Here is a 13,508-nt window from a genome sequence, read left to right on the forward strand (position 1 = left end):
CGGGTCAAGCCCGGGCATGACGAGAAGAGTATGACGCCTTCTACCGCTTCTTGGCAGCCTTACGCTTCTTGGCGGTCTTCCGTTTCTTCGTCGTTTTCTTGGCCGCCTTTTTCGCCTTCTTCGGCACCCTCTTGCCTTCGGCCCTCGCCTCCGACAGGCCGATCGCGATTGCCTGCTTGCGGCTCGTCACCTTCTTCTTGGATCGGCCGCTCCGCAGCGTGCCTGCCTTGCGCTTCTTCATTGCACGTTCGACGTCGGCGGATGCTTTCCGCGAGTATTTTCTTGCCATGGTGTCTCTCCCGGTACGGATGAGCAATCCTCACCGCCAGCGAAAGTTCCGCACCTCCGCTGTCGTCGCCCGGCTCGAGCGGGGCATGACACTCAATCCGCCGCGCGTAGCCGATAGCCGATGCCGGTCTCGGTCAGCACGAATTGCGGACGCTCGGGATCGGCCTCGATCTTCTGGCGCAGCTGGCGCACATAGACGCGCAGATATTGCGCGTCGGTCAGCTCGTCCCACAATTCCTTCAGCAGGAAGCGATGCGTCAGTACCTTGCCGGCGTGCTGCACCAGCACGCGCAGCAAATCATACTCTTTCGGCGACAGCTTGATCTCCCGCTCGCCGACCTTGACGATCCGGCGCACCAGGTCGACCGAGAGATCGCCGGAGCGAAACACCGGCCGTTCGCCCTGCACCTGCAACTGGTGCCGAAGCGCGGCGCGCAGCCGCGCCAGCAGCTCGTCCATGCCGAACGGTTTGGTCAGATAGTCGTCGGCGCCGAGGTCGAGCGCCTGCACCTTGCCGGCCTCGTCGCCGCGGCTCGACAGCACCACGATCGGCACGTTCTCGTTGCGGCCGCGGATCATGCGCAGGAGATCATGGCCCTGGATGTCGGGCAATCCGAGATCGAGGATGATCAGCGCCGGCCCTTCGGCCAGCATCTCCAGCGCGTTCTTGCCGTTGGAGGCTTCGAGGATGTCGTAACCCTGCGTGCTCAGCCCCATCCGCAGCAGCTTGCGGATCGGCGGCTCGTCGTCGATGACCAGAACCTTGATCGGAGTTGCGTTCATGCAGCAGTGTCCAGCGCGTTGGTGTCGGCAGGAATCGGCAGGCGGATGGTGATGACGGCACCGCTGCGGTCGGTGCGGTTGGTCGCCGCGATCGTGCCGCGCATCGCCTCGACGAAGCCGCGCGAGATCGCGAGGCCGAGGCCGGTGCCGGGGCGGACATGGTCACCCTTCTCGGCGCGGTAGAACTTGTCGAACACGCTTTCGAGCTCCGTCGCCGGAATGCCGTTGCCCTCGTCGAGGATCTGCAACGTGATCCTGTCGCGTTCGCGGACGCCCCGGATCGCGATCGTGGTGTCCGAAGGGGCGTATTTGGCGGCGTTGTCGAGCACGTTGAACAGCACCTGCTCGAACAGCACGGCATCGAGCTCCAGCATCGGAAGGTCGGCCGCAAGCTCCAGCGACACCTTGTGATACAGCAGGATCTTTGCGGCGCGACGCAGCGCGCTGCCGATGATCTCGCCGACATCGTGCCGCGCGGTGTTGGGCACGATGGCGCCGGATTCCAGCTTGGTCATGTCGAGCAGATTGGCGATGAAGCGGTTGAGCCGCTCGGACTCGTCGATTACGGTCGCCAGCAGATCGTGCTTCTGCGCCTCCGTCAGGCTGATACCGAGGTCACGCAGCGCCGACGCCGAACCGAGCACGGACGCCAGCGGCGTCTTGAGGTCGTGCGAGATCGAGGTCAACAACGCGCCGCGCAGCCGGTCGGACTCCACGGTGCGCTTGACGCGGTCCATGTCCTCGACCAGCAGCACGCGCTCGATCGCGAGCGCGCCCTGGTCGACCAGCGCGTCGAGCAGCCGGCGCTGGTCCGGCGTCAGCAACGGCCCGGTGCGGTCGTCGTCGATGCCGATCACGCCGATCGGGCCACGCCCGGTGCGCATCGGCAGGAACAGGCGCTTGCCGCCCGGCAGCGTGTCGGAGCCGCGGCCGGCCGGACGGTCGTTGCCCCAGGCCCAGTTGGCGGCGGCGAGATCGGCCTGGTCGAGCTGGTCCTCCGGCGGATAGCCGCTCTTGACCGTCAGCACGCCATCCTCCGGCAGCAGCAGCACCACCCGCACCTTCAGCATCAGAGCGATCTGATAGGCGGTCGCCCACAGCACGTCGTCCAGCGTCGCGGTGCCGGCGAGCTTGCGGCTGAACGCATAGAGCGATTCGGTGGTGCGGACGCGGCCGAGCGCGGTGTCGGCCTGGACACGGACGCGCGCCGCGACGTTGGAAACGATCAGCGCGATCAGCATGAAGAAGAAGAATGCCGCGACATTGGTCGGATCGGTGATCGTGAAGGTGTAGACCGGCGGCAGGAAGAAGAAATTGTAGCACAGCGAGGCGGCGACGCTCGCGAGCAGCGACGGCCACAGGCCGTAGCGCGCGGCCGCGCCGACCACCGCGGTGAGGAACACCAGATCGACATTCTCGATGCCGAAGAACGGCTGGATCAGCTTGGCGGCGCCTAACCCGATCCCGATCAAGAGCAGCGACATCAGATAGGGCCGCGGATTGAACGGCTCCTGCCGCTGCGCGGTCTGCACCGCCGCCTTGCCGACCGGCTGCTCGTCGCCGGCGATCACGTTGACGCTGATATTGCCGGCCCGCCGCACCAGATCGTGCACCACGGAGCCGCGTATCAGCTCGAACCAGCGCGACCGCGTCGACTTGCCGATGATGATCTGGGTGACGTTGTTGGCCTGCGCGAAATTGATGACGTCGTCGGCGATGCGGCGGCCGACACCGGGAATGGTCAGTGCCTCGCCGCCGAGCGATTCGGCCAGCCGCATGGTGTCGGCGAGCCGGTCGCGCTGCTCGTCGGTCAATTGCAGGCTACGCCGCGTCTCGATGCTGAGCGCGGTCCATTGCGCATGCAGCCGGTCGGCGAGTCGCTTGGTATAGCGCACCAGGCCTGCGGCGCGCGGGTCCTCGCTCAGGCAGACCAGGATGCGCTCGCCAGCGGCCCAGGGCCCGGCGATCGCATTGGCCTGCATGTGGGTAAGCAGTTGTTCGTCGACCCGCTCGGCGGTGCGCCGCAGCGCCAGCTCGCGCAGCGCGGTCAGATTGCCGGGCGAGAAATAATGCTCCAGCGCGCGTTCGGCCTGCTTGGGCACATAGACCTTGCCCTCCTTCAGCCGCTGGATCAGATCGTCGGGCGTCAGGTCGATCAGTTCGATGGCGTCGGCGCGGTCGAACACCGAGTCCGGCACGGTCTCGCGCACCCGCACATGGGTGATCTGCGCGACCACGTCGTTGAGGCTCTCGATGTGCTGGATGTTGACGGCGGTGTAGACGTCGATGCCGTGCGACAGCAATTCCTCGACGTCGAGATAGCGCTTGGGATGCCGGCTGCCCGGCGCGTTGGTGTGGGCGAGCTCGTCGACCAGCGCAAGCTGCGGCCGCCGCGCGATCAGGGCGTCGAGATCCATCTCCTCCAGCGTCTGGTCGCGATAGCTGAGCTGCTTGCGCGGCACTACGTCGAGGCCCTTCAACAGCGCCTCAGTCTCGACCCGCCCGTGGGTCTCGACCACGCCGACCACGACATCGACGCCGGCCTTGAGCCGGGCGTGGGCGCTCGAGAGCATCTCGTAGGTCTTGCCGACGCCGGGGGCGGCACCGACGAAGATCTTCAGCCGTCCGGAACGATCGGTCTCCCGACGCGCCGCATCGAGCAGCGCATCCGGAGAGGGTCGTTTCAAGGGGTCGCGGCGCTGACTGGCCATGCCGCAATATAGTCATCCTGCGAGAGCGGGCCTACTCCCCTATTTCGCGTTCGCCGCATCCAGCGCCAGGTTGAGCGCAAGAACGTTAACGCGAGGCTCACCCACGACGCCGGCGAAGCGGCCTTGCGTGTTCTGTGTCACCAGCTGGCGCACCGCGTCCTCGGACATGCCGCGCGCCTTGGCGACCCGCGGCACCTGGAACAGCGCGCCCTCCGGCGAGATATCCGGGTCGAGCCCGCTGGCCGAGGTCGTGACGAGATCGACGGGCACCCGTGCCGACGGATCGTCCGCCTTCAGCTTCTCGACATCGTCCTTGAGCCGGTCGGCCAGCGCCTTGCTGGTCGGACCGAGATTGGAGCCGCCGGAATTGGCGGCATTGTACGGCGCCGGCACGGTCTTCGAGGCATCGTTCGGATCCGGCGCCACGGTCGCCGACAGCCGCCCGTGGAAATATTTGTCGTCCTTGAACTCCTGCCCGATCAAAGCGGAGCCGATCACCTTGCCGTCCTTCTCGATCAGGCTGCCTCGTGCCTGCTTCGGGAAGATCACGCCGGCGATCGCGGTCATGGCGAGCGGATAGGCGAGGCCCGTGATGGCGGTCAGCAGCAACAACACGAGGATGGCGGGGCGAATTTCTCTCAACATGATCGTGGTTCCTTAAGCCAGGCCCAGGGCGGCAACCATCAGGTCGATCGCCTTGATGCCGATGAAGGGAATGATGATGCCTCCCAGGCCGTAGATCATCAGGTTGCGGCCGAGCAGCGCGCCGGCGCCGATCGCGCGGTACTTGACGCCTTTCAGCGCCAAGGGAATCAGCGCGATGATGATCAGCGCGTTGAAGATGATCGCCGACAGGATCGCGCTCTGCGGGCTCGCCAGGTGCATCACGTTGAGCACCGAGAGCTGCGGATAGAACGCGAGGAACATCGCCGGGATGATCGCGAAATATTTGGCGACGTCATTGGCGATCGAGAACGTGGTCAGCGCGCCGCGGGTCATCAGAAGCTGCTTGCCGATCTCGACCACCTCGATCAGCTTGGTCGGATTGGAATCGAGATCGACCATGTTGCCGGCCTCGCGCGCGGCCTGGGTGCCGGTGTTCATGGCGACGCCGACGTCGGCCTGCGCCAGTGCCGGCGCGTCGTTGGTGCCGTCGCCGCACATCGCGACAAGCTTGCCCTTGGCCTGCTCGTCGCGGATCAGCTTGAGCTTGTCCTCGGGCGTGGCCTGCGCCAGGAAGTCGTCGACGCCGGCTTCCGCCGCGATCGCGGCCGCGGTCATCGGATTGTCGCCGGTGATCATCACGGTGCGGATGCCCATGCGGCGCAGCTCGGCGAAGCGCTCGCGGATACCGCCCTTGACGATATCCTTCAGATGCACGACGCCGAGCAGCTTGCCGTCCTTCGCCACGGCCAGCGGCGTGCCGCCGGCCTTGGCGATCTCGTCGGCGATCGCCTGGATCTCGCGCGCTTCCGCGCTCATCGTGGCCGCAACTGCGCGGACGGTGTTGCCCGAGGCAACGGTGCGCGCCCCGCCGCCGTCGACATAGCTCAGGATCGAATCGACCGCGCCCTTGCGCACCGAAGAGCCGCCGGCGTCGATCCCGCTCATGCGGGTCTGCGCCGTGAACGGCACGAAGGTCGCCGCGAGCTCCTTCATGTCACGGCCCCGGATGCCGTATTTCTCCTTGGCGAGCACCACGATCGAGCGGCCTTCCGGCGTTTCGTCGGCGAGCGAAGCAAGCTGGGCGGCGTCCGCCAGATCCTGCTCCGAAACGCCGCGGATCGGACGGAACGCGGTGGCCTGGCGATTGCCGAGCGTGATGGTGCCGGTCTTGTCGAGCAGCAGCGTGTCGACGTCGCCGGCGGCTTCCACCGCACGGCCGGACATCGCCAGCACGTTGAAGCGCACCAGGCGGTCCATGCCGGCGATGCCGATCGCCGACAGGAGCGCGCCGATGGTGGTCGGGATCAAGGTGACGAACAGCGCCACCAGGATCACGACCGAGATCGAGCCGCCGGCATAGGCCGCATAGCTCGGGATCGTCACCGTCGCGAACACGAAAATGATGGTGAGACCGGCGAGCAGGATGTTGAGCGCGATCTCGTTCGGCGTCTTCTGCCGCTCGGCGCCCTCCACCAGCTTGATCATGCGGTCGATGAAGGTCGAGCCTTGGGCGGCGGTGATGCGGACGCGGATCCAGTCCGACAGCACCTGGGTGCCGCCGGTGACCGCCGAACGGTCGCCGCCGGATTCACGGATCACGGGCGCCGATTCACCGGTGATCGCGGCCTCGTTGACCGAGGCGACGCCCTCGATCACCTCGCCGTCGGAGGGGATGTTGTCGCCGGCCTCGACCAGCACGATGTCGCCGACCTTGAGCGAGGTGCCGGGCACCATGCGGAAGGTACGGTCGGTGCCGGTCAAGAGCTTGGCCTGGCTCTCGGTGCGGGTCTTCTTCAGCGATTCCGCCTGCGCCTTGCCGCGGCCTTCGGCGACGGCCTCGGCAAAGTTTGCGAATAGCACCGTGAACCAGAGCCAGAGGATGATCTGGAAGGTGAAGCCGAGGCTGGCGCCGCCGATGACGAGGTCGCGCACGAAGATGATCGTGGTCAACGCGGCCACCACCTCGACCACGAACATCACGGGGTTCTTCGCCATCAGCCGCGGATCAAGCTTGACGAAGGCCGACCCGATCGCCGGCACCAGGATCTTCGGGTCGAGCATGGTCGACGCCGTCACCTGTTTCTGCAGTCTTGTGGTTTCCATGGAAGTCACTCCAGTCAATTTGATCAGAACAGCGTGTTGGCGTTCATGGCGAGCTGCTCGACGATCGGTCCGAGCGCCAGCGCCGGGAAGAAGGTCAGGCCGCCGATGATCAGGATCACGCCGACGACCAGGCCGACGAACAGGCCACCGGTGGTCGGCAGCGTGCCCGCGGATGCCGGGATCGACTTCTTCTGAGCGAGCGAGCCAGCCATCGCCATCGCCGGCACGATCATGAAGAAGCGGCCGACGAACATCGCCGAGGCGAGCGTGAGGTTGTAGAAGAAGGTGTTGCCGGAAAGACCCGCGAAAGCCGAGCCGTTGTTGCCGGTCGCCGAGGTATAGGCATAGAGCGCCTCGGTGAAGCCGTGCGGGCCGGCATTGGCCATCGAGGCGACCGCCTGTGGCAGCACCACGCCGACCGCGGTCCAGCCGAGATACATCAGCGGCAGCACCAGGATCGCGAGCATCGCCATCTTGACCTCGCGGGCTTCGATCTTCTTGCCGACATATTCCGGGGTGCGGCCGACCATCAGGCCGGCGACGAAGATCGACAGCACGACGAACAGCAGCATGCCGTAGAGGCCGGCGCCGACGCCGCCGACGATGATCTCGCCGAGCTGCATGTTGATCAGCGGGATCATGCCGCCGAGCGCGGTGAACGAGTCATGCATGGCATTGACCGCGCCGCAGGATGCGGCCGTGGTGATGACCGCGAACAGCGCGGAGGCGACGATGCCGAAGCGGACCTCCTTGCCCTCCATGTTGCCGCCGGAGAGCCCGAGCGCGTGCATCATCGAGGTGCCGCTGGCCTCTGCCCAATAGGCGATGGCGACGCCGGCCACGAACAGCACGCCCATCACGGCGAGGATCGCCCAGCCCTGCCGCTCGTTGCTGACCATGCGGCCGAACACGTTGGTCAAGGCAGCGCCGAGCGCGAAGATCGAGACCATCTGCACCAGGTTCGACAGCGCGGTCGGGTTCTCGAAGGGATGCGCCGCGTTGGCGTTGAAGAAGCCGCCGCCGTTGGTGCCGAGCATCTTGATCGCGACCTGCGAGGCCACGGGTCCCAGCGCGATGGTCTGCTTGCCGCCTTCCAGCGTGGTGGCGTCGACATAGGCACCGAGCGTTTGCGGCATGCCTTGCGAGACCAGGAACAGCGCGTAGACGACGCAGATCGGCAGCAACACGTAGAGCGTGCAGCGCGTCACATCGACCCAGAAATTGCCGACGGTGCGCACCGAGGAGCGCGAGAAGCCGCGGATCAGCGCCATCGCCAGCGCGATTCCCGTCGCGGCCGACAGGAAATTCTGGTGGGTCAGGCCGAGCATCTGGACCAGATAGGATAGCGTGCTCTCGCCGCCGTAGTTCTGCCAGTTGGTGTTGGTGATGAAGGAGATCGCAGTGTTGAAGGAGAGATCTTCGGCCACCGCCGTCTGCCCGGCCGGATTGAACGGGAGAGCCGCCTGCAGCCGCATCAGGCCGTAGATGATGAAGAAGCCGCCGACATGGAACAGCAGCATGGCGACCGTGTAGGTCAGCCAGTGCTGCTCGCGCCGCTCGTCGACGCCGCCGACCCAGTAGATCGCGCGCTCGACCGGGCGCAGCACCGGCGACATGAAGGTGCGCTCGCCGTTGAAGACACGGGTCATGTGACCGCCGAGCGGTTTGACCAGCGCGACGACGATCGCGCAAAATAGAACAATCTGCATCCAGCCGATGACGGTCATTGACGTCAAACCTTTCGAACGGGGGCGAAGCGCAGCAGCGACGCCAGCAGGCCGAGCAGCAGCCCGGTGAGCACGGCGTCGGCGGCGAGGATCTTGCAAAGCTCGAGCATGGCCGGTGCCTAGAAGCGTTCCGGCCGCAGCAGCGCGTAGGTGAGGTAGAACAACAGGCCGAGCGAGACGAGGCCGGCGAGCGAGTAATCGAAGATCATCGCGGCCTCCCCTTAGAGCCGTTCGCAGGCATAGGCGTAGCCGATGCCGGCCGCGAAGAACGCGAGCGCAAGCGCCGACATGACGATGTCCATCATGGGAAACTCCCGTACATCCGAGGGGCGCGGGCGACCGCATAAGCGTTCCGCGCCGGATGGCCGTGAAGTGCCACCCGGGACATAGGTTTTCGAGATGTGGCGTATGAGGACGTTATAGGAATTCCATAAGTGCCGCCGTCGTCCGTAGGGTGGGCAAAGCGAAGCGTGCCCACCCTCACGAGCACGTCACTTGAAGGTGGGCACGGCGCTGTGCGCCTTTGCCCACCCTACGGACTTCCCAGTCGTCCCGGCGAAGGCCGGGACCCATAACCCCAAATGCCGTTTGGCGCGCGCCGCTGGAACGACGAATCCCTTTCACAGCACCCGCCGCGGAGTATGGGTCCCGGCTTTCGCCGGGACGACACGGGGACACGCCCCGTTCCATCTTTATGGAATCCCTATATCTCCGCCTCTCGCCTCATCTCGTTTTCAAACGGCGATCCCGTCATTTTGGACGTGCGGCCAATATCTTGGGCCGCGCGTGGACGAGATGACGTCATGTCAGTGCTTTCCGAAAACTCCTCCGTCGAGCTCGGCGACCGGCTGCGCGGCGCTTATGCCGTCACAGCAGAGTTCATGGCCGACCTCATCAGCCAGACTTGCCGGCGCTTGCCATCGGCCGGCCAAAGCGGCAAGGCCGCGCATGTCGAGCGCCTGATTCTATCAGGCGCCTGGACCGATGCAGCACTGGCGCTGCTCGATCTCGAGCTGCCGCAATGGCAGCTCCGCCGCCTGGTCTATGACGAGAGCGAATGGCATTGCGCGTTGTCGCGCCAGCGCGAGTTGCCGGACTGGCTCGACCAGTCGATCGAGACCCATCATGCCGATCTTGCGCTTGCGATCCTTGCCGCCTTCGTCGAGGCGCAGCGGATCAGCGCGCCCGAGAGCCGCACCAGCGTGCCCCGCGTCCGCCGTGGCGCACCTTCGCTCCACGAGCCGCAACTCGTCGACAATTTTTCCTGATGGCCGCACCGCCATGAATGCGAAAGATCTGCCGCGCGGGCTGCGGTCGGTGCAGGTCCTGATCCGGTTCGGATTCCGGCTCGCCATCATGCTCGGCTTTGCCGCCTTCGCCAGTGCCGGCTTCGGCCGTGGCCTGGTCGCGCTGTTGTGGATGTCGGCCCTGATCTGCGCCGCGGTCGGCGCCTTCAGGCGCGAACCGCCATTCGCAGGCCATCTTAACCATTGGGACGAAATGACCGCCTATGCCGCGCTGTGCGCGCTGAACACCGGCATCGTCCAGCATACCTGATCCTATGCCGCGCTTATGAAGTCGCTCGCCGGTCGCGCTCGATTTCATATCCCGCGCGCGCGACATTGGACGCGTGATGACCACCACAAGGACCGACTAACGTGAAACTCGTCGAGCCTCCCTCGTGCAGCGCGGCGTCTTCCATCGTCTTCATCGGCCGCAACCACCGCGGCCAGTGGGTCGCCCAGCAGCAGAACGGCCTGTTCGGCGGCCTGTTCGTCAACCGCGCCCAGGCCGTGAAATACGCGTTGTTCGAGAACGGCCAGCATCCCGAAATGATCGTCGACGTCGCGCGCGAGATCGAGCTCGACATGCGCGGCGAGAGCGCGAGGCAAGTCATTGCAATGCACAATGGCCCGCGCCAGCAACGTCCGTGACATCACGCCCATATTGAGGTTCTCCGCCGCCGCCCCATATGCTCGGCGAGGGAGTGCTTGCCGTGCAGATTTTTCGGGCGGCTCTCGTTGCGGTGACGACGTTCATTGCTCTGGCTGTCTCGATCCGTCCCGGTGTGGCGGAAGAGAACAGCCGCCTTGCCCTGACCATTTCAATCGACGGAGCGATCGGGCCGGCATCGGCCAGCTATGTCAAGGACGCGCTCGCCAAGGCGGCCGAACGACGCGCCGAGATCGTCGTGCTGCGCTTGAATACGCCGGGCGGTCTCAACTCCAGCATGCGCGAGATCATCGCAGACGTGCTCGCCTCGCCCGTTCCCGTGATCGGCTATGTCGCGCCCTCCGGGGCCCATGCGGCGAGTGCCGGGACCTACATCCTCTATGCGACGCATCTCGCCGCCATGGCGCCGGGCACCAATATCGGCGCGGCGACGCCGGTTCAGATCGGCGCACCGATGCCGGGGCTGCCTGGCACCCCCGACAAGGACGGCAAGGACAACAAGGCCGGCGAGAAGGACGCCATGACGGCCAAGGTGACCAATGATGCCGTCGCCTTCATCCGTAGCCTCGCCGAGCTGCGTGGCCGCAATGCCGACTGGGCCGAGAAGGCGGTGCGCGAGGCCGCCACCCTGTCCGCCAATGCAGCGCTGCAGGCGGGAGTCATCGAGATTGTTGCGCGTGATCCGGCCGATTTGCTCAGGCAGGTTGACGGCCGCATGGTGGAGATCGCGGGCAAGACGCAACACCTGGCGACGAAGGATCTTGCGCTGGAGGCCATCGAGCCCGGCTGGATTTCGCGGCTGCTCGCGGTCATCACCGATCCCAACGTCGCATTCATCCTGCTGATGGTCGGCATCTACGGGCTGATCTTCGAGTTCATGTCGCCCGGCATGATCGGCCCCGGCGTGGTCGGGACGATCTGTCTGCTGCTCGGCCTTTATGCCCTCAACATGCTGCCGACCAATTATGCCGGCTTCGCGCTGATGCTGGTCGGGATCGTGCTGCTCGCGGTCGAGGCCTTCAATCCGACGGTCGTGATCGGCGTCGGAGGGCTCTTAGCCTTCGTGCTGGGCGCGCTGATGCTGTTCCGGGGCGAGGCGCCCGGCTACACCCTGTCATGGTGGGTGATCGGCATCACCGCGGCAATGTTCGCAGCCTTCCTGGTTGCGGTGCTCGGCGCGCTGCGCCGCGCCGCCAGGGGACCGGTCCTGACAGGCGCGCAAGCCATGCAGGGCCTGCCCGCCGAGGTGCTCGACTGGACCGGAACCACAGGTCACGTCTTCGCCAATGGCGAGCGCTGGCAGGCGCGCGGCACCGAGACGTTCAGGTCCGGAGAGACGGTCGAAGTGGCCAACATCATCGATTTGACGCTGGTGGTGCGGCGCGCCGCGATCGCCGCCGGCGCAGGAGGTTCAGCATGATGCTCGATTATTTCAGCTACGCGGCGCTTGCGCTGGTGATCGTGATTTTCCTGTCGCAGGCCGTTCGCGTGCTGCGCGAATATGAGCGCGGCGTGATCTTCACGCTCGGCCGCTTCTCTGGTGTGAAGGGCCCGGGGCTGTTCCTGCTGATCCCGGTGGTGCAGCAGCTGGTGAAGGTCGATCTCCGGGTGATGGTCCAGGTGGTGCCGCCGCAGGACGTGATCTCGCGCGACAACGTCTCGGTCAAGGTCAACGCCGTGCTCTACTTCCGCATCGTCGATCCCGAACGCGCCATCATCAAGGTCGGCGACTACATGGCCGCAACCAGCCAGCTCGCGCAGACCACGCTGCGCTCGGTGCTCGGCAAGCACGAGCTCGACGAGATGCTTGCGGAACGCGACCGGCTGAACGCCGACATCCAGGAGATCCTCGACAAGCAGACCGACGTCTGGGGCATCAAGGTCACCGCGATCGAGATCAAGGATGTCGATATCAACGAGACCATGGTGCGGGCGATCGCCAAGCAGGCCGAGGCGGAACGGTTGCGGCGCGCCAAGGTGATCAACGCGATGGGCGAGCAGCAGGCCGCCGAGAAGCTGGTCGAGGCCGGGCGGATCCTCGCCCAGGAACCGCAGGCGATGCAGCTACGCTACTTCGAGGCGCTGCACGATATCGCCGGCGAGCGCTCGTCGACCGTAGTGTTTCCGGTGCCGATGAACCTGCTCGATCACCTGACGCGACGGAGCGAGGCGACCTGACCCGGCTGATGCTTGGCGCGCCAGGCCGGACCGGGACCGCGCATGTAGTGCGCCTCGGGCCGATAGACGCCGATCGGCTGGCCGATCCAGGCCAGGAACTTGAACAGCGCCTCTGCGGCGCGGCGCAGCAGGACGCCGACAGATGACACGACACGCATCTCAGTAATCCCACTTCTCGCCGAGCACGACCGGCGTGCGCGGATAGCGCGTGGCGTCGCCACCGATCGTGCCGACATCCAGATTGATGCGCGCCCAGTCCTCGTGACCGCGGTGCAGCAACAGCTCGTTGCGCAGGCGGTGGATCTTGGCCGCCGCGATCGCGCGGTGGATCGCCCTGAAGGCGGCGCGGATCCGCCGCAACGCCCGCCGCGCCGTGAAGCGATGCGAAGCGGTGGCCTCCAGCATCCGGACATCGTGCGAATAGAGCAGGGTCATGTCACACCTTCCTTCCGGCGGCGCGCGTGCGCACCGCGTCAAGCCCAGAAGATGCTGAGAAGGCAGTAGGAATTCGAGAGGATCCGCCATCAAGCCGCATAGCCGCGGCATAAGCGGCTTGATGGCGCGAGCATCACCACAAATCGGAAAATTGCGGAGCTTTTGCCCCAAAATCCTCCTCTCCGGAGCAGGTTTACGGTCGGCGGCAAGACCGCTAACGTCAGCCCCAAAGCGACACGGAGAAGGCGCCCATGCGGCCCAAGGATCCCCTCAACTGGATGCTGTCGGATGCGATCGAGACGCTCGCCCGGGCGGAGCGCATGCAGCAGCGCTTCCTCAATCTGCATCCCGCCGGCAACCGCGAGCCGAGCTGGGAACCGCCGATGGACGTCATCGAGACCGACGACGAGATCCTGATCTTCATTGCATTGCCGGGGGTCGACCCTGACGACGTGGAGACCGCGCTCGACGGCGCGACGCTCATCATCAGCGGCCGCCGCACCCTCCCCCCCGAACTGCGCGACGCCCGCATCCTGCGCCTCGAGCTGCCGCAGGGCCGCTTCGAGCGCCGCATCCAGCTGCCTGTCGGCCGCTACACCATCAGCCGCTTCGCCGCGCATGGCTGCGTCGGCCTGCGGCTCGGCAAATCGAGCTAACGGAGTTT

General features: G+C 65.8%; 15 protein-coding genes. 6 read left to right on the plus strand and 9 right to left on the minus strand.

From position 1 onward, the window contains the following. Nucleotides 1–40: 40 nt before the first annotated feature. The 7 genes from IC762_RS27615 to IC762_RS27645 all read right to left on the minus strand — a co-directional run bounded on the left by IC762_RS27615 (nucleotide 41) and on the right by IC762_RS27645 (nucleotide 8,487). Nucleotides 41–289: a DUF6496 domain-containing protein gene (locus IC762_RS27615; RefSeq protein ID WP_195785331.1), complete on the minus strand. Its 249-nt coding sequence runs from the start codon at nucleotides 287–289 to the stop codon at nucleotides 41–43. A 92-nt stretch (nucleotides 290–381) separates the two neighbouring features. After that, nucleotides 382–1,071, minus strand: a complete 690-nt coding sequence (locus tag IC762_RS27620; RefSeq protein WP_195785332.1) for a response regulator — start codon at nucleotides 1,069–1,071, stop codon at nucleotides 382–384. Continuing rightward, nucleotides 1,068–3,782, minus strand: a complete 2,715-nt coding sequence (locus IC762_RS27625; protein WP_195785333.1) for a sensor histidine kinase — start codon at nucleotides 3,780–3,782, stop codon at nucleotides 1,068–1,070. Before IC762_RS27625 ends, IC762_RS27620 begins: the two co-directional genes overlap by 4 nt. Before the next feature lie 39 nt (nucleotides 3,783–3,821). Continuing rightward, complete coding sequence (locus tag IC762_RS27630) at nucleotides 3,822–4,427, minus strand: K(+)-transporting ATPase subunit C (protein ID WP_195785334.1); 606 nt, start codon at nucleotides 4,425–4,427, stop codon at nucleotides 3,822–3,824. Between the two features lie 12 nt (nucleotides 4,428–4,439). After that, entirely contained in the window at nucleotides 4,440–6,551 is a 2,112-nt protein-coding gene (gene kdpB, locus IC762_RS27635) for a potassium-transporting ATPase subunit KdpB (RefSeq protein ID WP_195785335.1), read from the minus strand. 23 nt (nucleotides 6,552–6,574) lie between these two features. Beyond that, nucleotides 6,575–8,278 carry a potassium-transporting ATPase subunit KdpA gene (kdpA, locus tag IC762_RS27640; protein ID WP_195785336.1) on the minus strand — a complete coding sequence of 568 codons (1,704 nt, stop codon included), beginning with the start codon at nucleotides 8,276–8,278 and terminating at the stop codon, nucleotides 6,575–6,577. 119 nt (nucleotides 8,279–8,397) lie between these two features. Next, nucleotides 8,398–8,487: a K(+)-transporting ATPase subunit F gene (locus IC762_RS27645; protein ID WP_016846764.1), complete on the minus strand. Its 90-nt coding sequence runs from the start codon at nucleotides 8,485–8,487 to the stop codon at nucleotides 8,398–8,400. 594 nt (nucleotides 8,488–9,081) lie between these two features. On the opposite strand from IC762_RS27645, the gene IC762_RS27650 reads away from it, so the two are divergent. The 5 genes from IC762_RS27650 (at nucleotide 9,082) to IC762_RS27670 (ending at nucleotide 12,409) form a co-directional block, all read left to right on the plus strand. Continuing rightward, nucleotides 9,082–9,546 carry a hypothetical protein gene (locus IC762_RS27650; RefSeq protein ID WP_195785337.1) on the plus strand — a complete coding sequence of 155 codons (465 nt, stop codon included), beginning with the start codon at nucleotides 9,082–9,084 and terminating at the stop codon, nucleotides 9,544–9,546. Nucleotides 9,547–9,559: 13 nt separating this feature from the next. Next, a complete protein-coding gene (locus IC762_RS27655) occupies nucleotides 9,560–9,835 on the plus strand; it encodes a hypothetical protein (protein WP_195785338.1) in 276 nt (91 codons plus the stop codon). Between the two features lie 101 nt (nucleotides 9,836–9,936). Next, nucleotides 9,937–10,212: a hypothetical protein gene (locus IC762_RS27660; RefSeq protein WP_195785339.1), complete on the plus strand. Its 276-nt coding sequence runs from the start codon at nucleotides 9,937–9,939 to the stop codon at nucleotides 10,210–10,212. A 62-nt stretch (nucleotides 10,213–10,274) separates the two neighbouring features. Beyond that, nucleotides 10,275–11,651: an NfeD family protein gene (locus tag IC762_RS27665; RefSeq protein ID WP_246801270.1), complete on the plus strand. Its 1,377-nt coding sequence runs from the start codon at nucleotides 10,275–10,277 to the stop codon at nucleotides 11,649–11,651. Next, nucleotides 11,648–12,409, plus strand: a complete 762-nt coding sequence (locus tag IC762_RS27670; protein ID WP_195785341.1) for a slipin family protein — start codon at nucleotides 11,648–11,650, stop codon at nucleotides 12,407–12,409. The genes IC762_RS27665 and IC762_RS27670 overlap by 4 nt, the downstream gene beginning before the upstream one ends. On the opposite strand, the gene IC762_RS27675 is transcribed toward IC762_RS27670, so the two are convergent. Beyond that, complete coding sequence (locus IC762_RS27675; RefSeq protein WP_246801271.1) at nucleotides 12,379–12,567, minus strand: hypothetical protein; 189 nt, start codon at nucleotides 12,565–12,567, stop codon at nucleotides 12,379–12,381. The genes IC762_RS27670 and IC762_RS27675 overlap by 31 nt on opposite strands. A 1-nt stretch (nucleotide 12,568) precedes the next feature. After that, on the minus strand, nucleotides 12,569–12,844 hold the full coding sequence (locus IC762_RS27680; RefSeq protein ID WP_195785342.1) for a hypothetical protein: 276 nt from the start codon (nucleotides 12,842–12,844) through the stop codon (nucleotides 12,569–12,571). Between the two features lie 251 nt (nucleotides 12,845–13,095). On the opposite strand from IC762_RS27680, the gene IC762_RS27685 reads away from it, so the two are divergent. After that, nucleotides 13,096–13,500, plus strand: a complete 405-nt coding sequence (locus IC762_RS27685; protein ID WP_195785343.1) for an Hsp20/alpha crystallin family protein — start codon at nucleotides 13,096–13,098, stop codon at nucleotides 13,498–13,500. Nucleotides 13,501–13,508: the final 8 nt, after the last annotated feature.

Source organism: Bradyrhizobium genosp. L, assembly GCF_015624485.1.
Taxonomy (GTDB): domain Bacteria; phylum Pseudomonadota; class Alphaproteobacteria; order Rhizobiales; family Xanthobacteraceae; genus Bradyrhizobium.

Bases quoted from the DNA above. Each gene is read 5' to 3' on its own strand.
- IC762_RS27655 (WP_195785338.1), top strand. From the start codon at position 9,560: ATGAATGCGAAAGATCTGCCGCGCGGGCTGCGGTCGGTGCAGGTCCTG.
- IC762_RS27680 (WP_195785342.1), bottom strand. From the start codon at position 12,844: ATGACCCTGCTCTATTCGCACGATGTCCGGATGCTGGAGGCCACCGCT.
- IC762_RS27630 (WP_195785334.1), bottom strand. From the start codon at position 4,427: ATGTTGAGAGAAATTCGCCCCGCCATCCTCGTGTTGTTGCTGCTGACC.
- IC762_RS27685 (WP_195785343.1), top strand. From the start codon at position 13,096: ATGCGGCCCAAGGATCCCCTCAACTGGATGCTGTCGGATGCGATCGAG.
- kdpA (WP_195785336.1), bottom strand. From the start codon at position 8,278: ATGACCGTCATCGGCTGGATGCAGATTGTTCTATTTTGCGCGATCGTC.
- IC762_RS27615 (WP_195785331.1), bottom strand. From the start codon at position 289: ATGGCAAGAAAATACTCGCGGAAAGCATCCGCCGACGTCGAACGTGCA.
- IC762_RS27625 (WP_195785333.1), bottom strand. From the start codon at position 3,782: ATGGCCAGTCAGCGCCGCGACCCCTTGAAACGACCCTCTCCGGATGCG.
- IC762_RS27645 (WP_016846764.1), bottom strand. From the start codon at position 8,487: ATGATCTTCGATTACTCGCTCGCCGGCCTCGTCTCGCTCGGCCTGTTG.
- kdpB (WP_195785335.1), bottom strand. From the start codon at position 6,551: ATGGAAACCACAAGACTGCAGAAACAGGTGACGGCGTCGACCATGCTC.
- IC762_RS27650 (WP_195785337.1), top strand. From the start codon at position 9,082: ATGTCAGTGCTTTCCGAAAACTCCTCCGTCGAGCTCGGCGACCGGCTG.
- IC762_RS27670 (WP_195785341.1), top strand. From the start codon at position 11,648: ATGATGCTCGATTATTTCAGCTACGCGGCGCTTGCGCTGGTGATCGTG.
- IC762_RS27620 (WP_195785332.1), bottom strand. From the start codon at position 1,071: ATGAACGCAACTCCGATCAAGGTTCTGGTCATCGACGACGAGCCGCCG.
- IC762_RS27675 (WP_246801271.1), bottom strand. From the start codon at position 12,567: ATGCGTGTCGTGTCATCTGTCGGCGTCCTGCTGCGCCGCGCCGCAGAG.